The sequence below is a fragment of the Pseudomonas sp. FBCC-B1565 genome (assembly GCF_059133265.1).
The window spans coordinates 291,066-309,347 of sequence record NZ_CP101438.1 but is presented as its reverse complement, the minus strand read 5'-3'; the positions used below and the strand labels follow the sequence as shown (position 1 = coordinate 309,347).

Sequence of the window (18,282 nt, the reverse complement as noted above, 5' to 3'; positions counted from 1 at the left end):
CCCACCGGGGCAAACCGCTCACACTAGGACGCTAACGCCGCAGGAAGCAGCCATGTCGACGAACCACCACACCTCCCGCCTTTTCGCCGTTGCCCTCATCGCCCTGTTGCTGGGTGCCGGTGGCTTCGGTTACTGGCGCTCCACCCAGGACCGCCTGCCCGAAGGCCTGAGCATGGGCAATGGGCGCCTGGAATCCACCGAAGTGCAGATCGCCGCCAAGATCCCCGGGCGCCTGGCCGAAGTGCGGGTAGACGAAGGCGACAAGGTGCTCAAGGGCCAACTGCTTGCACGCATGGACACCCGCACCCTCGAAGCCCAACGCGCCCAGGCCGAAGCCGAAGTGCTGCGCGCCAAGGAAAACTTCGCCGCCGCCGAGGCCAACGTGCAACTGCGCCAGAGCGAGCAACTGCTGGCCAACCAGGAACTCAAGCGCACCCAGGAGCTGTACAAGCGCGGCTTCGCCAGCAGCCAGCTGATTGATCAACAGCAGGCGCGACAGAACACCGGCAACGCCGCCGTGATTGCCGCGCAGGCCCAGGTCAATTCGGTAAAGGCCGCCATTGGCGCCGCCGAGGCCCAGGTCGCCCAGCTCACCAGCGAGATCGACGACAGCAGCCTGCGCGCGCCCATCGACGGCGTTATCCAGCTACGCCTGGCCGAGCCGGGTGAAGTGCTGGGCGCGGGCGGCCGTGTACTGCTGTTGATCGATCCCAATGATCAATACATGAACCTCTACCTGCCCGCTTCCGTGACCGGCCGTCTCACCGTCGGCAGCGACGCACGCATCCTGCTCGACGCCCTGCCCGACCAGCCGCTGCCGGCCAGGATCAGCTTCGTCGCCGCCAAATCCCAGTTCACCCCCAAGGAAGTGGAAACCCGCGACGAACGCCAGAAACTGGTATTTCGCGTCAAACTGCGCCTGACCCAACCCAGCGCCGTGCCCCAGGCCAAACCGGGCATGCCCGGCGCCGGCTATGTGCGCACGGCTGACATCGACTGGCCGGCCAACCTGCAATGACCGCCCTGGCGCTGCAGGCCACGGGGATCAACCACCGCTACGGCAAACAGCAGGCCCTGGTCGACATCGCCTTCAACCTGCCGGCCGGTACGCGCTGCGGGTTGATCGGGCCGGATGGCGCGGGCAAGTCGAGCCTGCTGGGTTTGATCGCCGGGGTTAAAAAGCTGCAGGACGGCCAGTTGCAGGTGCTCGGCGGCGCCATCGACGATCGCCGCCACCGCAACAGCCTGTATCCGCGCATTGCCTTTATGCCCCAGGGCCTGGGCGGCAACCTGTACCCCGAGCTGTCCATCAGCGAAAACATCCGTTTCTTTGCCACGCTGTTCGGCCTGTCCAAAGCCGATTGCGACCAGCGCATGCACAACCTGCTGCTGGCCACCGACCTCGCACGCTTCGCCGAGCGCCCGGCCGGCAAGCTCTCCGGCGGCATGAAACAGAAGCTTGGCCTGTGCTGCGCGCTGATCCACGACCCGGACCTGTTGATCCTCGACGAACCCACCACCGGCGTCGACCCACTGTCACGTCGGCGCTTCTGGGAACTGGTCGACAGCGTACGCAGCGAACGCCCGCAACTGACATTGCTGGTGGCCACGGCCTACATGGAAGAAGCCGAGCAGTTCGAACACTGCCTGATGCTCGATCGCGGCAAGCTGATCGCCGATGGCCTGAGCAGCGACTTGGCCGCCGCGACACCCAGCGGCAAATTGGACGAAGCCTTCACCCACTTCCAGGGTGACAGCGCCCACGACAACCAGCCGCTGGTGATTCCGCCGAGGGAGAGCGACAACACCGATGTCGCCATCGAGGCCCATGACCTGACCCTGCGTTTCGGCGATTTCACCGCGGTGAACAAGGTCAGCTTTGCGATTGGTCGCGGCGAGATCTTCGGCTTCCTCGGCTCCAACGGCTGCGGCAAGACCACCACCATGAAAGTCCTCACCGGGCTGATGCCGGCCACCGAGGGCAGCGCGACGCTGCTGGGCAACCCGGTGAACGCCAAGGACCTGGCCACGCGCAAGCGCGTGGGTTTCATGTCGCAAAGCTTTTCGCTGTACGGCGAACTCAGCGTGCGCCAGAACCTGGTGCTGCATGCGCAACTGTTCGACCTGCCCAAGGCCGACAGCGGACCGCGCATTGATGAGCTGATCCAGCGTTTCGACTTGGGTGACGTCGCCGAGCAACCGTCCGGCGAGCTGCCCCTCGGCCTGCGCCAGCGTTTGTCATTGGCGGTGGCGGTGCTGCATCGCCCGGAAGTGCTGATCCTCGATGAGCCCACCTCGGGCGTCGACCCAGCCGCACGGGATGACTTCTGGCGATTGCTGATCGAGCTGTCCCGCGAACAAGGTGTGACCATCTTCCTGTCCACCCACTTCATGAACGAAGCCCAGCGCTGCGACCGCATTTCCCTGATGCACGCGGGCAAGGTGCTGGCCTGCGATACGCCGGATGCGCTGCAACAGCAATTCCACGGCAATACGTTGGAAGCCGCGTTCGTCACCTGCCTGGAACAAGCCCAGGGCGAAGCCGAGCCCACCGCGCCGGCCAAGACCGTCAGCGAAACCAGCACAGCGCCAGTGAGTAAACGCGGTTTCAGCCTGGCCCGTCTGGTAGCCGTGGCCAGCCGCGAAGGCAAGGAACTGCTGCGCGACAGAGTGCGCATGGCCTTCGCCCTGCTGGGGGCGATGTTCATGATGGTGATCTTCGGCTATGGCATTTCCCTGGATGTGGAAAACCTCGCCTTCGCCGTCTACGACCAGGACCAGACGCCGCAAAGCCGCGCCTACCTGGAGGCGTTTCGCAGTTCGCGCTATTTCGCCGAGCAAGCGCCGATCCAGGACTCGACTGAACTGCACCGGCGCCTGCAACGTTCAGAAATCAAACTGGCCCTGGAGATCCCGCCTGGTTTTGGCCGCGACCTCTACGCCGGCCGCCAACCCACGGTGGCCGCGTGGCTGGACGGCGGCATGCCGTTTCGTGCGGAAACCAGCCGTAACTATGTCGAGGCCGTGCATCAGGAGAACCTGCAGCAACTGGCCGAACTGAGCAGCCTGCCGCGCAACACCCCGGCCGCCGCCAAGCTGGAAACGCGCTTTCGCTATAACCAGGACGTGGTCAGCGTAAACGCCATCGGCCCCGGCGTGATGGCGCTGATCCTGGCGTTTATCCCGGCGATGCTCACCGCGCTCGGCATCGTGCGCGAGAAGGAGCTGGGCTCGATCACCAATTTCTACGCCACGCCGCTGACCCGCCTGGAGTTTCTATTGGGCAAACAGGCACCGTACCTGGCCGTGAGCCTGGTCAACCTGACGGTCTTGGTGGCGATGAACCGCTGGCTGTTCGGCGTGCCCTTCAAGGGCAGCGCCCTCACCCTGGCGTTCGGCGGCCTGCTCTACGTGCTGGCGACCACCAGCATGGGCCTGCTGATTTCGGCCTTCACCCGTACGCAGATCGCGGCGATCCTCGGCACCATGATCATCACCAGTCTGCCGACCATCCAGTTCTCCGGGCTGATCGTGCCGCGCTCGTCCCTGGAAGGCGCGGCGGCCTTGATGGGCATGCTGTTTCCGGCCGGGCACTTCCTGGACATTGCCGTGGGCACCTTCACCAAGGCCCTGGACCTGCGCCAGTTGTGGCCGCAGTGCCTGGCGCTGTTCGGGTTCTTCGTCGGGTTTACCGGGCTGAGCCTGGTCATGCTCAAGAAGCAGGAGGCCTGATGCATAAGTTCGCGCACATTCTGCGGCTGGGGATCAAGGAACTGACCAGCCTGCGCCATGACAGCGTGTTGCTGCTGTTTCTGTTCTACGCCTTCACCGTCGCCATCTATATGCCCGCCGCCGGTTCGGTGATCGGTGTACACAACGCCAGCGTGGCATTTGTCGATGAAGACCACAGCGCTCTCTCGCGGCAGATGGCCGAAGCGCTGCAACCGCCCGAATTCCAGGCGCCTGCACCGTTGGCCTATGACCAATTGGACAGAGTCATGGACAGCGGCAAGTACACTTTCGTAATCAATGTGCCGGCGAATTTCCAGGCCGACCTGTTGGCGGGGCGCCAGCCGGGGGTGCAGGTGAATGTGGATGCCACGGCAATGAGCCAGGCGTTCATGGGGGCGGGCTACATCGGGCGGATTTTCCAGCGCGAACTGCTGACCTACAGCGGACAAGCCGATGCCGCCAGCCGGGCACCCGCGCAGCTCACTACCCGGGCGCTGTTCAATACCAACCTGGAAGGCGGCTGGTTCCTGGCGGTGATCCAGATCGTCAACAACATCACCATCCTCGCCATTATCCTGACCGGTACCGCCCTGCTGCGTGAGCGTGAACACGGCACCCTCGACCACCTGCTGGTACTGCCGCTGACGGCGCTGGAAATCATGCTGGCGAAAATCTGGAGCAACATGCTGGTGGTGGTGCTGTGTACCTGGCTGTCGGTGGAACTGGTGGTCAAGGGCCTGCTTGGGGTGCCGCTGGCCGGCTCGCTGGGGTTGTTTCTGTTCGTGACCGCGCTGTACCTGTTTGCCAGTACGGCGCTGGGGATTTTCCTGGCGACGCTTGCCCGTTCCACACCGCAATTCGGCCTGCTGGCAATTCCAGTGATTATCCCGATGCTGTTGCTCTCAGGCGGCAGTACGCCGCTGGACAGCATGCCCGAGTGGTTGCAGTGGGTGATGCAGGGGTCGCCGTCGACGCATTTTGTGAGTTTGAGTGCGGCGATTCTGTTTCGTGATGCGGGGGTGAGCGTGGTGTGGCCGGATTTGCTGGCACTGGCGGGGATTGGGTTGGTGTTTTTTGCGGTGGCGTTGGCGCGGTTCCGCAAAAGCCTCGCCTCATAAGCCTGGATCCGGCTTGTTGTGGTGAGCGGGCTTGCCCCGCGCTGGGCTGCGCAGCAGCCCCATCAGACTCACCACATTTCTTCAGGCACACCGAGGTGTATGGTTTTGGGGCGGCTTCGCCGCCCAGCGCGGGGCAAGCCCGCTCACCACAGAAGCCAGGCCCATAACACTTAGGAGACTTACTGGATGATCAGGTTGTTGAACAACAGATCTTCCACCACCGGCTTGCCCGTCTCGTCATTCATCACTTGCTGGGTCTGCTTCAGGGCTTCCTGGCGCAGTTTTTCTTTGCCCTCGACGGTGCTCATCGCCTCGTTGGTCTGCTGGGTGAACAGGGCCACCAACTGGTTACGGATCAACGCATCGTTGGCTTTGACGGCGGCGGCCGCTTCGGTGCCGGTCACGCGCAGGGCGATGTCGGCCTTGAACACCTTGAGTTTCGCCGTGCCATCCAGGCCGTAGTTGCCCACGAACGGCGGGCTCAGGCTGATATAGCTGACCTTCGGCGCCTCGCCCTCTTTGGCTTCTTCGGCCTGGGCCGCCATCGGCAAGGTCAGGGCCAGCATCAACAGGATCCACGCTTTCACAGTTCATTCCTCACATTCGGTTGCCGGGTAGCATAACGCTAGCAAGGCAGAGCACAAGCTTATGGCGGCTTATCAGGCCTGGGCATGCTCGTTGACCCACGGGCGTACCCTCCTACACTTATCGGCCACGACGCCAAAAGGAATAGTCCGATGAAAGCTGTGCTGTGCAAAGCCTTCGGCCCTGCCGAAACCCTGGTGCTGGAAGATGTCGCAAGCCCTGCGATCAAGAAGAACGAAATCCTGCTGGACGTGCACGCGGCCGGGGTCAACTTTCCGGATACGCTGATCATTGAGGGCAAGTACCAGTTCAAGCCGCCCTTTCCGTTCTCGCCGGGTGGCGAAGCGGCTGGCGTGGTCAGTGAAGTGGGCGAAAAAGTCGGCCACCTGAAAGTCGGTGACCGAGTCATGGCGCTGACCGGCTGGGGCAGCTTTGCCGAACAGGTCGCGGTGCCGGGCTATAACGTACTGCCGATCCCGCCGAGCATGGATTTCAACACCGCCGCCGCGTTCAGCATGACTTACGGCACGTCGATGCACGCGCTCAAGCAACGGGCCAACCTGCAAGCCGGCGAAACCCTGCTGGTGCTCGGCGCTTCCGGTGGCGTGGGCCTGGCTGCCGTGGAAATCGGCAAGGCCATGGGCGCGCGTGTGATCGCCGCCGCCAGCAGCGCCGACAAACTCGCGGTGGCCAAGGCCGCCGGCGCCGATGAGTTGATCAACTACAGCGAAACCAGCCTGAAAGACGAGATCAAGCGCCTCACGGACGGCAATGGTGCCGATGTGATCTACGACCCGGTGGGCGGCGACCTGTTTGACCAGGCCATCCGCGCCATCGCCTGGAACGGCCGCTTGTTGGTGGTGGGGTTTGCCAGCGGGCGCATACCGGAGTTGCCGGTGAACCTGGCGCTGCTCAAGGGCGCGGCGGTGGTCGGGGTGTTCTGGGGTTCTTTCGCCCAGCGCCAGCCGCAGGATAATGCGGCGAACTTCCAGCAGTTGTTCACTTGGTACGGTGAAGGCAAGCTCAAGCCGCTGGTGTCGCAGGTGTATCCGTTGGAACAGGCCGCCCAGGCGATCAATGACCTTGGCCAGCGCAAGGCGGTTGGAAAGGTCGTCGTCCAAACCCGCTAAAAATTTGAAATACCGTCAATGTGGGAGGGGGCTTGCCCCCGATAGCGGTGTGTCAGTCACAGCTATACAGACTGATAAACAGCTATCGGGGGCAAGCCCCCTCCCACTTTTCGATCTCCGGTGTTCGTAAGGGAACATTCATTAGCGTTCATTTCTGGTTGTTTATAGATAAGAGGCGATGCTATTTTCGGTAACGAAACTGTAACATTCGCATCCGCAGTCAAAACAAGAAATCTGGAGCTCTTGAATGTTTGCTTTCTTTCGTCCTGCCGCACATCAGGCGCCCCTGCCTGAAGAAAAAATAGACAGCACTTACCGACGCCTGCGCTGGCAGATCTTCGCCGGTATTTTCTTCGGTTACGCCGGCTACTACCTGCTGCGCAAAAACTTCTCCCTGGCCATGCCCTACTTGATCGACGAGGGTTACACCCGCGGCGAACTGGGCCTGGCGATGTCGGCCATCGCGATTGCCTACGGCCTGTCCAAGTTCCTCATGGGCCTGGTGTCCGACCGCTCCAACCCGCGCTACTTCCTGCCCTTCGGCCTGCTGGTTTCCGCCGGGGTGATGTTCATTTTCGGTTTCGCACCCTGGGCGACGTCCAGCGTGACCATGATGTTCATTTTGCTGTTCATCAACGGCTGGGCCCAAGGCATGGGCTGGCCGCCGAGTGGGCGGACCATGGTGCACTGGTGGTCGCAGAAGGAACGCGGCGGCGTGGTGTCGGTGTGGAACGTGGCGCACAACGTCGGCGGCGGCCTGATCGGCCCGCTGTTCCTGCTGGGCATGGCCTGGTTCAACGACTGGCATGCGGCGTTCTACGTACCGGCTACCGTGGCGTTGCTGGTGGCGGCGTTTGCCTTCATCACCATGCGCGACACCCCGCAATCGGTCGGCCTGCCACCAATTGAGCAGTACAAGAACGACTACCCGGAAGGCTACGACGCCAGCCACGAAGATGAATTCAGCGCCAAGGAAATCTTCGTCAAGTACGTGCTGCGCAACAAAATGCTGTGGTACATCGCCTTCGCCAACGTGTTTGTCTACCTGCTGCGTTACGGCGTACTGGACTGGGCACCGACCTACCTGAAAGAAGCCAAGCACTTCACGGTGGATAAATCGTCGTGGGCGTACTTCTTCTATGAGTGGGCGGGTATCCCGGGCACGCTGCTGTGCGGCTGGATGTCGGACAAGATCTTCCGTGGCAACCGTGGCCTGACCGGCATCGTGTTCATGGCGCTGGTGACCGTGGCGACCCTGGTGTACTGGCTCAATCCGCCGGGCAACCCGATGATCGACATGATTGCGCTGTTCTCCATCGGCTTCCTGATCTACGGCCCGGTGATGCTGATCGGCCTGCAGGCGCTGGAACTGGCACCGAAGAAAGCCGCCGGCACCGCTGCTGGCTTCACCGGCCTGTTCGGTTACCTGGGCGGCTCGGTGGCGGCCAGTGCGGCCATGGGCTACACCGTCGACCATTTCGGCTGGGACGGCGGTTTCGTGCTGCTGATCGGCGCATGCCTGCTGGCAATCGCCTTCCTGATCCCGACGCTGTGGCACACCAACAGCGTCAGTTCGGCGCGCTAAGCACCTGAGCAACCCTTTGCACAACGCTTGAGCCGCGCCTCCAGGTTCTTATCTGGCATGGCGTGGCTGCGCAGGGCGTTGACGGTCTGCTCGACATAATCGCGAGTGGTGCCGTAACGCCCGCAAGCACTTTGCAGCACATGGTTCAGTACGATATCGGGCAAGTTACCGGCGTAGCTGGGCAAGTGCCGCTCCAACACAAACCCCAGCGCCTGTACGGTACTGCCATCTTCCAGACGGCAGCTGAGCCAGTGTGGCCGGTAGGACGGGTAAGGCATCTCGCGCTGCCACAGGGCGTACAGCGAGGCTTCCAGCTGATCTTCCGGCAAACGGTAGGCAAACCCGCTGCAGGAGCCCCCACGATCCAGGCCAAAGACCAGCCCCGGCAGCTCCGGCGTACCCCGATGCTCATGGGACCACAGGTACAGGCCCCGGTGATAACCGTGGACCCGTGCCCGCACCCGCTCGGTCGAGGAGCATTCAGGGCGCCAGATCAGCGAACCATAAGCGAATAACCAGACCGGCCCACCCTTATGCCGCGCCATGGTGGCCTGCATCGAGCTCATCAACTGTTCGTGAGTGAGTTGCGGCCCAAGATCGAGCCGCGGAGGGTAAGCCAATTGCAAAAGATCGGATTCAATAACGGTCATGGCAAATCGCTTAGGTCTCCTGTGCTTTACCAGTTGTAGGCAACTTTACCGTAATAGAACGCACCGCTGTAACCGTACGGCGAAAAAGTGCTATAGGCCAAATTGCCACCGCTGCTGGCGAAGGCATTGACCTTCTCAGGGTATTTATCGGTAACGTTGTCGCCACCCAGGGTGAAGGTCCAGTTCTTCAACTTATAGTCCGCCGACAAATCCAGCACCCAGGCCGCCTTGAAGGTCTGGTCGTTGACCTTGTCTGCCTGGTAGCTGGTGAATTCACCATAGCGCACCAGGTTGCTGTGCAGCGCCCAATTGCCGAATGTGAAGTCGTTACCCAGGCTCAGTTTGTGCTCAGGCGTGGTGTCGCCCAGCAAGCCGCTCTTTTCGCGACGGTCCACCCGCACCAGGTTGGCACCCAGGCTATCGAGGATGGCCGGGTTGGGCTTCACGTCCGTCACCCGGGTATGGTTGTAGTTGTAGCCCACGGTGCTGTTCCAGCGGATGCCGTTATCGAATTGATAGCGATAGTTGGCCACCAGGTCGACGCCGTCGGTGCTGGTGTCGGTGGCATTGGTGAAGTAGCGGGCGGTGGTGTAGTTGATATTGCCGACACCGTTGGCGCGCAGATAGGCCTGGGTGGCCGGGTCCAGATTGAGGTTGGACGACAGGCTGATACGGTCGCGGATATCGATGCGGTACACGTCCACGGTTACTGTCAGGTCGTCGGCAGGCTCCAGCACCAGGCCAAGGCTATAGTTGCGCGACTTCTCGGCCTTGAGGTCTTCCGCGCCCAGCAGGCGGGCCACCTGGCTCGATGCCGGGAAAGTGCCGGCCTCGCGGATGTCGCTGCCGATCAACTGCGACGAGGTAAACGCAAAGTTCTGCTGCGCCAGGGACGGTGCGCGGAAACCGTTGGAGATACTGCCGCGCAAGGCCACCTGCGGGGTGAAGTCGTAACGGGCCGACAGCGAACCGCTGACATTGGAGCCAAAGTCACTGTAATCCTCATGCCGCACGGCGGCCGATGCGCTGAGTTTTTCGGTGAAGTTGGTTTCCAGGTCCAGGTACTGGGCCCAGTTGTGGCGCGAACTGCTGCCGGCGTCGGCATCACGGAAGCCGCCGAGGCCCGAGCTGCCGGTCTGGTAGTAGGACGCCGGTTCACCCGCTTCAATCTCATACCCCTGGCGCAGGTATTCACCGCCAAAGGCCACGGAGACCGGGTATGGCAGGAAGCCCACGTCGAACTCACGGGACAGGTCGAGGCTGACTTGCTTCTGGTCGTTGCTCAGGGTGCCGTTGTCGAACTTGCGCGGCGTGGCCAGGCCCAGGGAGGTGTTGATGGTTTCGGTGCTCAACTCGTACTGGTTCTTGCCGTAGTTGGCCGAGAGGTCGTAGTGCCAGTCGTAGGCCAACAGCCCGCGCAGGCCCACCACCAGCGAGGTGTCCTCCAGGTTGCCCTTGATCAACGGCAGGTAGCCGTTGGGGTTGAGCGCCGCAATGTTGTTGGAGGCGTTGCTCGCCCGATAGAACGCCGCCGTCTCGCCGCGCCGCTTGCTGTAGCCGCCGAAGGTGTAGAACTCGGCGGCATCGTTGAACGAATATTCCGAGTTGAACTGCAACTTGCCTTCATTGGTGGCCGGTTCGCCCTGGCGGAACACGCGCTGGCCGTAGGTGGTGGAGCCGACACTGGCTGGGCGGTAATCATTGCCGGCACGGTTGGTGTAATCGTTATCGGCACCTTCTGCCGAGAGGTTGATGAAGCCGTTATCGCCCAATGCCAGGCCGGTATTGCCGCTGACGTTACGCTGGATACCATCGCCCTTCTTGTATTCGCCGAACTTGGTGGAGATTGAGCCGCCATGGTCGGCGTGCTTGAGGATCACGTTGATCACCCCAGCAATGGCGTCCGAGCCGTAGCGCGCGGAAGCGCCATCGCGCAGCACCTCGATATGGTCTACCGCCGACAGCGGGATCGCGTTCAGGTCCGCCGGCGCCGAGCCGCGCCCCACCGCACCGCCCAGGTTGACGAACGCGCTGGTATGGCGACGCTTACCGTTGACCAGCACCAGCACCTGATCCGGCGACAGGCCGCGCAACTGCGCAGGACGCACCAGCTCAGCACCGTCCACCAGGCTCGGGCGCGGGAAGTTGATCGATGGAATCAGCCGCGCCAGCACTGCGCCCAGCTCATCGGAGCCGGTGCTGCGCAGGGTATCGCCGGAAATCACATCGATGGGTGACAGCGAAGCACTGGCCGTACGCTCCTGGGCGCGGGTGCCGGTGACGATCACGGTGTCGAGCTTGGGTGTATCGGTGGCCGACGTTTCGGCCGCGAAGACAGGATTGAAACCCACGGCGGCCAGCAAATTGGCTGACAAAATCGCCGTGTACAGCGCGTGTTGCTTGTAGCTCCCCATACCGCTCCCCTTTGAATCAAAAACCAGAACGTCGTGCTCTGAGTTCTTACGATCGATCCGGCTGGCGGGCGGTGGCGGTCAGTGATTAGTGGTTGTGAAAGAGTCGGTAGTCCGTTGCGATATAGCTTAAGGATATTTATGTAACAAATTAAATACCTTTAAAGCATAAGTGATTGCATAAGCAAACTCGCCCATTCATCAGGATTGCGCGGGCCAATCCCGGTAGTTTCAGCCCCGGTTCAGCCTGGGAACGTGCCAAACCGTCAAAATGGCGCCCACCTTATGACCCACCTAGCCGAGCATCAAACCGACTATCGAGGTCGCACCCATGAAAAAATTCCGACTGCCTGGCCTGCTGTTCCTGGCCCAGGCCACCACCGCCCTGGCGGGCGAAACACCGGCCACAGAGGACGACAAAGGTTTCTGGTATGCGCAGACCAGCGTCTACACCCGGCACTTTGCGCCGGACCCGGACCACAACAACAACCAGGACCTGATCGGCCTGGAGCGCAATGAAGCCTCAGGCTTTGTGTATGGCGGGGCGACGTTTCGCAACTCGTTCAGCCAGCGCTCGTACTACGCGTACGCGGGTAAACGCTACGACATGGCCGACTATCCGGTGTATTTGAAACTGACGGGCGGGGCGATCCAGGGCTATCGCGGCAAGTACCGCGACAAGATCCCGTTGAACCGTTTCGGTGTGGCGCCGGTGATCATTCCGTCGGTGGGCACGCATTACGGGCCAGTGGCGGCGGAATTGGTGTTGCTGGGGTTCAACGCAGCGATGGTGACGACCGGCGTACGATTTTAAGCACGCGGCGCATAGGCAAACACGTCGGCGCGCATCTGGTGCGCATCCATGCCGGCTTCGACCAGCGCATCCAGGGTGCCATAGATCATTGCCGGCGAGCCGCTGGCGTAGACGTGCACCGACTTGAGGTCGGCAATGTCTTCGCACACCGCTTCATGCAACAACCCGCAGCGCCCTTCCCAACCGCACAGGTCGCTGACGACTTTGTGCAAAAACAGGTTGGGCAGTTGCAACCATTGGTCCCAGTGTTCGATCTCGTAGAAATCTTCCGGGCGGCGCACGCCCCAGTACAGGTGCACCGGGTGCTTGAAGCCGGAGGCGCGGCAATGTTCGATCAGGCTGTGCATCTGCGCCATGCCGGTGCCAGCGGCAATCAACACCAGCGGACCATCGGGCAGCTCGGCCAGGTGGGTGTCGCCAAACGGCAGCTCGACGCGAGCCATCTGGTTGCGTTGCAGTTGCGCAAGCAAAGTGCGGGCACTGTCCTCGCGAGCCAGTACATGCAACTCCAGCTCACGTCCGGCATGAGGCGCAGAAGCCAGGGAGAATGCGGATTTCTCGCCGTTCTCCCGCTCGATCATCAGGTACTGGCCGGCGTGGTAACGCACCGCCTTGCCGGCCGGTGCACGCAGGCGCACCCGCCACACGTCGCCACCGACCTCTACGCATTCACTCAATTGGCACGACAGTTTGCGCAACGGCAACTCTCCCGGCGCCAGCACGCCATCCCACAACACAACGCAATCTTCCAGCGGCTCGGCAATGCAGGTGTAGAACTCACCGTGATCACGCACTTCACCGGCCTGCTGTACGCGGCCTTCCACCAACAGCGCGGCGCACACATGGCACACGCCGTTGCGGCAGGCCTGTGGGCACTCGTAGCCCAGGCGACGCGCGCCTTCGAGGATTCGCTCGCCAGGGACCAGTTCCAGCACGGCGCCGGAAGGTTGCAGGGTTACACGCATCAATCTATTCCCAATTCTTTCCAGATCGCATCGACACGGGCGGTGACGGCTTCATCCTTGACGATCACCCGGCCCCACTCGCGGGTGGTTTCGCCCGGCCATTTGTGGGTGGCATCCAGGCCCATCTTCGAACCCAGGCCCGACACCGGCGAAGCGAAGTCGAGGTAGTCGATCGGCGTGTTGTCGATCATCACCGTGTCGCGCTTGGGGTCCATGCGCGTGGTGATGGCCCAGATCACGTCGTTCCAGTCGCGGGCGTTGATGTCGTCGTCGGTGACAATAACGAACTTGGTGTACATGAACTGTCGCAAAAACGACCACACACCGAGCATTACCCGCTTGGCATGGCCCGGGTACGACTTCTTCATGGTCACGATGGCCATGCGGTACGAGCAGCCTTCCGGCGGCAGGTAGAAGTCGGTGATCTCCGGGAATTGCTTCTGCAGGATCGGCACGAACACTTCGTTGAGCGCCACGCCGAGAATCGCCGGCTCATCGGGCGGCCGGCCGGTGTAGGTGCTGTGGTAGATCGGCTTGATCCGATGGGTGATGCGCTCCACGGTGAAGACCGGGAAGCTGTCGACTTCGTTGTAGTAGCCGGTGTGGTCGCCGTAAGGGCCTTCATCGGCCATTTCGCCCGGATGAATCACGCCTTCAAGGATGATTTCGGCGGTGGCCGGCACTTGCAGGTCGTTGCCACGGCATTTCACCAGCTCAGTGCGGTTACCGCGCAGCAGACCGGCGAAGGCGTATTCGGACAGGCTGTCGGGCACTGGGGTCACGGCACCGAGGATGGTGGCGGGGTCGGCGCCCAGGGCCACGGAGACCGGGAACGGTTTGCCGGGGTGCTTTTCGCACCACTCACGGAAGTCCAGCGCGCCGCCACGGTGGCTCAGCCAACGCATGATGACCTTGTTGCGGCCGATCACTTGCTGGCGATAGATACCGAGGTTCTGGCGGTCCTTGTTCGGGCCTTTGGTGACGGTCAGGCCCCAGGTGATCAGCGGGCCCACGTCCCCGGGCCAGCAGGTCTGCACCGGCAGCATGGCGAGATCGACGTCATCGCCTTCGATGACCACTTCCTGGCACACCGCGTCCTTGACCACTTTGGGTGCCATGGCAATGATCTTGCGGAAGATCGGCAGCTTCGACCAGGCATCCTTCAGCCCCTTGGGCGGCTCAGGCTCCTTGAGGAAGGCCAGCAGCTTGCCGATCTCGCGCAATTCGCTGACCGACTCGGCACCCATGCCAAAGGCCACGCGTTCGGGCGTTCCGAACAGGTTGCCGAGCACCGGGATATCGAAGCCGGTCGGGTTCTCGAACAGCAGCGCCGGGCCCTTGTTGCGCAGGGTACGATCGCAAATCTCAGTCATTTCCAGCACCGGGGAAATCGGCATCTGGATACGTTTCAACTCTCCGCGCTGCTCAAGTTGCTGCACGAAATCCCGAAGATCCTTGAATTTCATTAACCATGCCACCCGTAAAATAGGCGTACATCCTACCTGCTCCAGGGTGCGTTTGCCTGCCAGCAGCGCTTAAAAAACGGGCACAAAAAAATGGCGCCCCTGGGGGCGCCATTCTTCAGGACCTGAAACGTCGTATTACTTACGCTTCATCGACAGGAAGAACTCGTCGTTGGTCTTGGTGGTTTTCAGCTTGTCGACCAGGAACTCGATGGCGGCTACTTCGTCCATCGGGTGCAGCAGCTTGCGCAGGATCCACATGCGCTGCAGCTCGTCGTCAGCGGTCAGCAACTCTTCGCGGCGGGTGCCGGAACGGTTGATGTTGATCGCCGGGAACACGCGTTTTTCCGCGATGCGACGGTCCAGGGGCAGTTCCATGTTGCCGGTACCCTTGAACTCTTCGTAGATCACTTCATCCATCTTCGAACCGGTTTCAACCAGTGCGGTGGCGATAATGGTCAGCGAGCCGCCTTCTTCGATGTTGCGCGCGGCGCCGAAGAAACGTTTCGGTTTCTCCAGGGCGTGGGCATCGACACCACCGGTCAATACCTTGCCGGAGCTCGGGATCACGGTGTTGTAGGCACGGGCCAGACGGGTGATGGAGTCGAGCAGGATCACCACGTCCTTCTTGTGTTCGACCAGGCGCTTGGCCTTCTCGATCACCATTTCGGCAACCTGCACGTGGCGGGTTGGCGGCTCATCGAACGTCGAGGCAACCACTTCGCCGCGCACGGTGCGCTGCATTTCGGTTACTTCTTCCGGACGTTCATCGATCAGCAGCACGATCAGGTGAACTTCAGGATTGTTACGCGCGATGTTCGCTGCAATGTTCTGCAGCATGATGGTCTTGCCGGCTTTCGGCGGCGCGACGATCAGGCCACGCTGGCCTTTGCCGATCGGGGCGCACAGGTCGATCACACGACCGGTCAAGTCTTCTGTGGAACCGTTACCGGCTTCCATCTTCATGCGCACGGTCGGGAACAGCGGGGTCAGGTTCTCGAAGAGAATCTTGTTTTTCGCGTTCTCGGGACGGTCGAAGTTGATCGTGTCGACCTTGAGCAGGGCGAAATAACGCTCGCCTTCCTTCGGTGGGCGGATCTTGCCAACGATGGTGTCACCGGTGCGCAAGTTGAAGCGACGGATCTGGCTCGGCGAGACGTAGATATCGTCTGGGCCGGCGAGATAGGACGCGTCAGCAGAGCGGAGGAAGCCGAAGCCGTCCTGGAGAATCTCCAGCACGCCATCACCGGAGATTTCCTCGCCGCTTTTCGCGTGCTTCTTGAGCAGGGAGAAAATCACGTCCTGCTTGCGCGAACGGGCCATATTTTCTATGCCCATTTCTTCGGCCAATTGGAGCAGGTCGGTAATCGGCTTTTGCTTGAGTTCAGTCAGATTCATATAGGAATGACGTAATCATTTATGGAGGGGGGAAATTAAGCTTTTGGCTTAATGAGGCCGCGCCGCAGAGAAGGCGACAGGATCGCGTACTAATCGAAAAGGAATGCGTCGGCGACGGCTTGCAGGGGGCAGTGGAGAAACCAGTGCGGGGCCGAATGTACCACCTGAGTTTCGGAGCGTCTAGCCCTGTTTCACGAAAAAGCCCCGCTATTTGCGGGGCTTTTTTGACGACGCTTAGATGTTCGCGTCGAGGAAAGCTTGCAGCTGAGACTTCGACAGCGCGCCTACTTTGGTCGCTTCGACGTTGCCGTTCTTGAACAGCATCAGGGTCGGGATACCACGCACGCCATGCTTGGCAGGGGTTTCCTGGTTATCGTCGATGTTCAACTTGGCAATGGTCAGCTTGCCTTCGTAGGTAGTCGCAATGTCGTCCAGGACTGGAGCGATCATTTTGCAAGGGCCGCACCATTCAGCCCAGTAGTCAACCAGCACCGGGCCTTGAGCCTTGAGTACTTCGGCCTCAAAGGTCGCGTCGGTGACGTGCTTGATAAGATCGTTGCTCATGGATGTCTCCGGATTGTAAGCAAAAAAAACGTGGCCCATCATAGCTGCCCTTCCCCCGTTCAGGAAGCCGCCTCTGATTGAGTCTTCCTATGATGGCCCATGAGTTTGGGTATCGCCCAACTCAGGGCGTGACGGGGGTCACGAAGGCAATACCGGTGCGCAACGCCGCATTGCGCACGTGTTCCTGCATGGTTTTCTGCGCCGCCGCGCTGGCGCGTCGGGCCAGGGCGCGCACTATCCGGCGGTGCTCCTGCCAGGTTTCCATGGCCCGTTCCGGTCGGATGAACGGTAGCTTCTGGCTCTCCAGAAAAACCTCGGCACTCGCGCTCAGGATGCTCACCATCGCCTGGTTGCCACTGGCGAGCAGGATGCGCTGGTGAAATTCGAAGTCGAGCCGGGCGGCGGCTTCGAAGTCGCCGGCCTTGAGGACCTTGCGCATGGCCTCGACATTGTCTTCCAGGCTGTCCAACTCATCGATGGTCAGCGTCACCGCCGCCAGCCCCGCCGCAAAACCTTCCAGGGCATAGCGCAACTGGAAGATATCCAGTGGCGTGGCCTGCGCAGCGAAGGGCCAGGCAAACCCCGGCGCCTCCTCGGCGGTCTGCACGAACACGCCCTTGCCCGGCTGCACACTGACCACACCCAACGCGCTGAGGGATGACAACGCCTCGCGCAACGACGCCCGGCTCACCCCCAACTGCACCGCCAGATCCCGTTGCGACGGCAACGCATCGCCCGGTCCGAAGCCTTGCTCCTTGATCAGTTTGCGAATGGCCTGCAGGGCCGCTTCCGGTACGGCTTGGGCGATGGAATTCATAAAAAACTCAAGGTTCCAGTCAACTGAGTGGCTAGTTGTAAAGCTATTCGTGGCGGGCGGCAAGCCACGCCCCAAAGGGGCTCGCGAGGTTTTGCCGACGCTCGAAAACAGTGCGCAAAGCCCCTGCACTGTTCAGACCAGTCCGACCACCAAAACTCAATAAATACTGGCCCTGCAGACGATTCAGAAGGTGATGGCATGCGCTGTGCACTGGGCAAATCCAGAAAATCCCTTCGCCCTTCTCGGAGAGTTGCCATGACCAAGCGCTACAGCGCCCTGCTTACTGCCCTGTTTGCCAGCCTGATGCTGAGCCAGGCACCCGCCCAGGCCAATGGTCTGGACGACATCGTCGCCCGTGGCACCCTCAAGGTCGCCGTACCCCAGGACTTCCCGCCCTTCGGCTCGGTCGGCCCCGACATGAAGCCACGCGGCCTGGACATCGACACCGCCAAGCTGCTGGCCGACCAGCTCAAGGTCAAGCTGGAACTGACCCCGGTCAACAGCACCAACCGTATCCCGTTCCTCACCACCGGCAAAGTCGACCTGGTGATCTCCAGCCTGGGCAAGAACCCTGAGCGGGAAAAGGTCATCGACTTCTCCAAGGCCTACGCACCGTTCTACCTGGCCGTGTTCGGCCCGCCTGACGCCGCCATCAGCAGCACCGACGACCTCAAGGGCAAAACCATCAGCGTGACCCGTGGCGCCATCGAAGATATCGAACTGACCGCCGTCGCCCCCAAGGAAGCCACGATCAAGCGCTTCGAAGACAACAACTCGACCATCGCCGCCTACCTGGCCGGCCAGGTCGACCTGATTGCCAGCGGCAACGTGGTAATGGTGGCGATCAGCGAACGCAACCCCAAACGCGTACCCGCGCTGAAGGTGAAGCTCAAGGACTCGCCGGTGTACGTAGGCGTGAACAAGAACGAGCCGGCCCTGCTGGAGAAGGTCAACCAGATCCTGGTCGCGGCCAAGGCCGATGGCAGCCTGGAAAAGAACGCTATGCAATGGCTGAAAGAGCCACTGCCCGCCGATCTCTGAAAGCGGAGC

General features: G+C 61.5%; 15 protein-coding genes. 7 read left to right on the top strand and 8 right to left on the bottom strand.

Annotation, left to right across the window (positions count from 1 at the left end):
- Positions 1–52 precede the first annotated feature (52 nt).
- Genes NL123_RS01340 through NL123_RS01330 form a run of 3 tightly spaced genes read left to right on the top strand, consistent with a single transcriptional unit; the run spans position 53 to position 4,850 of the window.
- On the top strand, positions 53–1,018 hold the full coding sequence (locus NL123_RS01340) for an HlyD family secretion protein (RefSeq protein WP_248485244.1): 966 nt from the start codon (positions 53–55) through the stop codon (positions 1,016–1,018).
- The gene (rbbA, locus tag NL123_RS01335; protein ID WP_494357086.1) at positions 1,015–3,732 is read left to right on the top strand and encodes a ribosome-associated ATPase/putative transporter RbbA; all 2,718 of its coding nucleotides are present in this window, start codon (positions 1,015–1,017) and stop codon (positions 3,730–3,732) included. The genes NL123_RS01340 and rbbA overlap by 4 nt, the downstream gene beginning before the upstream one ends.
- A complete protein-coding gene (locus tag NL123_RS01330) occupies positions 3,732–4,850 on the top strand; it encodes an ABC transporter permease (protein ID WP_248485248.1) in 1,119 nt (372 codons plus the stop codon). The genes rbbA and NL123_RS01330 overlap by 1 nt, the downstream gene beginning before the upstream one ends.
- Before the next feature lie 179 nt (positions 4,851–5,029).
- On the opposite strand, the gene NL123_RS01325 is transcribed toward NL123_RS01330, so the two are convergent.
- Entirely contained in the window at positions 5,030–5,437 is a 408-nt protein-coding gene (locus NL123_RS01325) for a flagellar basal body-associated protein FliL (RefSeq protein WP_032884296.1), read from the bottom strand.
- Between the two features lie 150 nt (positions 5,438–5,587).
- On the opposite strand from NL123_RS01325, the gene NL123_RS01320 reads away from it, so the two are divergent.
- Positions 5,588–6,565 (top strand): NADPH:quinone oxidoreductase family protein, encoded by a 978-nt coding sequence (locus NL123_RS01320; RefSeq protein ID WP_248485249.1) that lies wholly within the window; start codon positions 5,588–5,590, stop codon positions 6,563–6,565.
- A 247-nt stretch (positions 6,566–6,812) separates the two neighbouring features.
- A complete protein-coding gene (gene glpT, locus NL123_RS01315; protein WP_025857408.1) occupies positions 6,813–8,150 on the top strand; it encodes a glycerol-3-phosphate transporter in 1,338 nt (445 codons plus the stop codon).
- Here glpT and NL123_RS01310 read toward each other — a convergent pair.
- Both NL123_RS01310 and NL123_RS01305 read right to left on the bottom strand, forming a co-directional pair.
- A complete protein-coding gene (locus tag NL123_RS01310; protein ID WP_248485251.1) occupies positions 8,147–8,800 on the bottom strand; it encodes a gamma-glutamylcyclotransferase in 654 nt (217 codons plus the stop codon). The genes glpT and NL123_RS01310 overlap by 4 nt on opposite strands.
- Positions 8,801–8,826: 26 nt before the next feature.
- Entirely contained in the window at positions 8,827–11,214 is a 2,388-nt protein-coding gene (locus NL123_RS01305) for a TonB-dependent receptor plug domain-containing protein (protein WP_494357085.1), read from the bottom strand.
- 328 nt (positions 11,215–11,542) lie between these two features.
- Here NL123_RS01305 and NL123_RS01300 point away from each other — a divergent pair, with 328 nt between their 5' ends.
- Entirely contained in the window at positions 11,543–12,025 is a 483-nt protein-coding gene (locus tag NL123_RS01300; RefSeq protein WP_494357084.1) for a sn-glycerol-3-phosphate transporter, read from the top strand.
- On the opposite strand, the gene NL123_RS01295 is transcribed toward NL123_RS01300, so the two are convergent.
- The 5 genes from NL123_RS01295 to NL123_RS01275 form a co-directional block, all read right to left on the bottom strand.
- Positions 12,022–12,990 carry a CDP-6-deoxy-delta-3,4-glucoseen reductase gene (locus NL123_RS01295; RefSeq protein WP_248485256.1) on the bottom strand — a complete coding sequence of 323 codons (969 nt, stop codon included), beginning with the start codon at positions 12,988–12,990 and terminating at the stop codon, positions 12,022–12,024. The genes NL123_RS01300 and NL123_RS01295 overlap by 4 nt on opposite strands.
- On the bottom strand, positions 12,990–14,456 hold the full coding sequence (ubiD, locus tag NL123_RS01290) for a 4-hydroxy-3-polyprenylbenzoate decarboxylase (RefSeq protein WP_003176824.1): 1,467 nt from the start codon (positions 14,454–14,456) through the stop codon (positions 12,990–12,992). Before ubiD ends, NL123_RS01295 begins: the two co-directional genes overlap by 1 nt.
- A gap of 135 nt (positions 14,457–14,591) precedes the next feature.
- The gene (gene rho, locus NL123_RS01285; protein ID WP_016973082.1) at positions 14,592–15,851 is read right to left on the bottom strand and encodes a transcription termination factor Rho; all 1,260 of its coding nucleotides are present in this window, start codon (positions 15,849–15,851) and stop codon (positions 14,592–14,594) included.
- Between the two features lie 234 nt (positions 15,852–16,085).
- On the bottom strand, positions 16,086–16,415 hold the full coding sequence (gene trxA / locus NL123_RS01280; protein ID WP_003213989.1) for a thioredoxin TrxA: 330 nt from the start codon (positions 16,413–16,415) through the stop codon (positions 16,086–16,088).
- Positions 16,416–16,536: 121 nt separating this feature from the next.
- Positions 16,537–17,232 carry a FadR/GntR family transcriptional regulator gene (locus tag NL123_RS01275; protein ID WP_248485258.1) on the bottom strand — a complete coding sequence of 232 codons (696 nt, stop codon included), beginning with the start codon at positions 17,230–17,232 and terminating at the stop codon, positions 16,537–16,539.
- 255 nt (positions 17,233–17,487) lie between these two features.
- Here NL123_RS01275 and NL123_RS01270 point away from each other — a divergent pair, with 255 nt between their 5' ends.
- Positions 17,488–18,273: a transporter substrate-binding domain-containing protein gene (locus NL123_RS01270; protein ID WP_017530859.1), complete on the top strand. Its 786-nt coding sequence runs from the start codon at positions 17,488–17,490 to the stop codon at positions 18,271–18,273.
- Positions 18,274–18,282 lie beyond the last annotated feature (9 nt).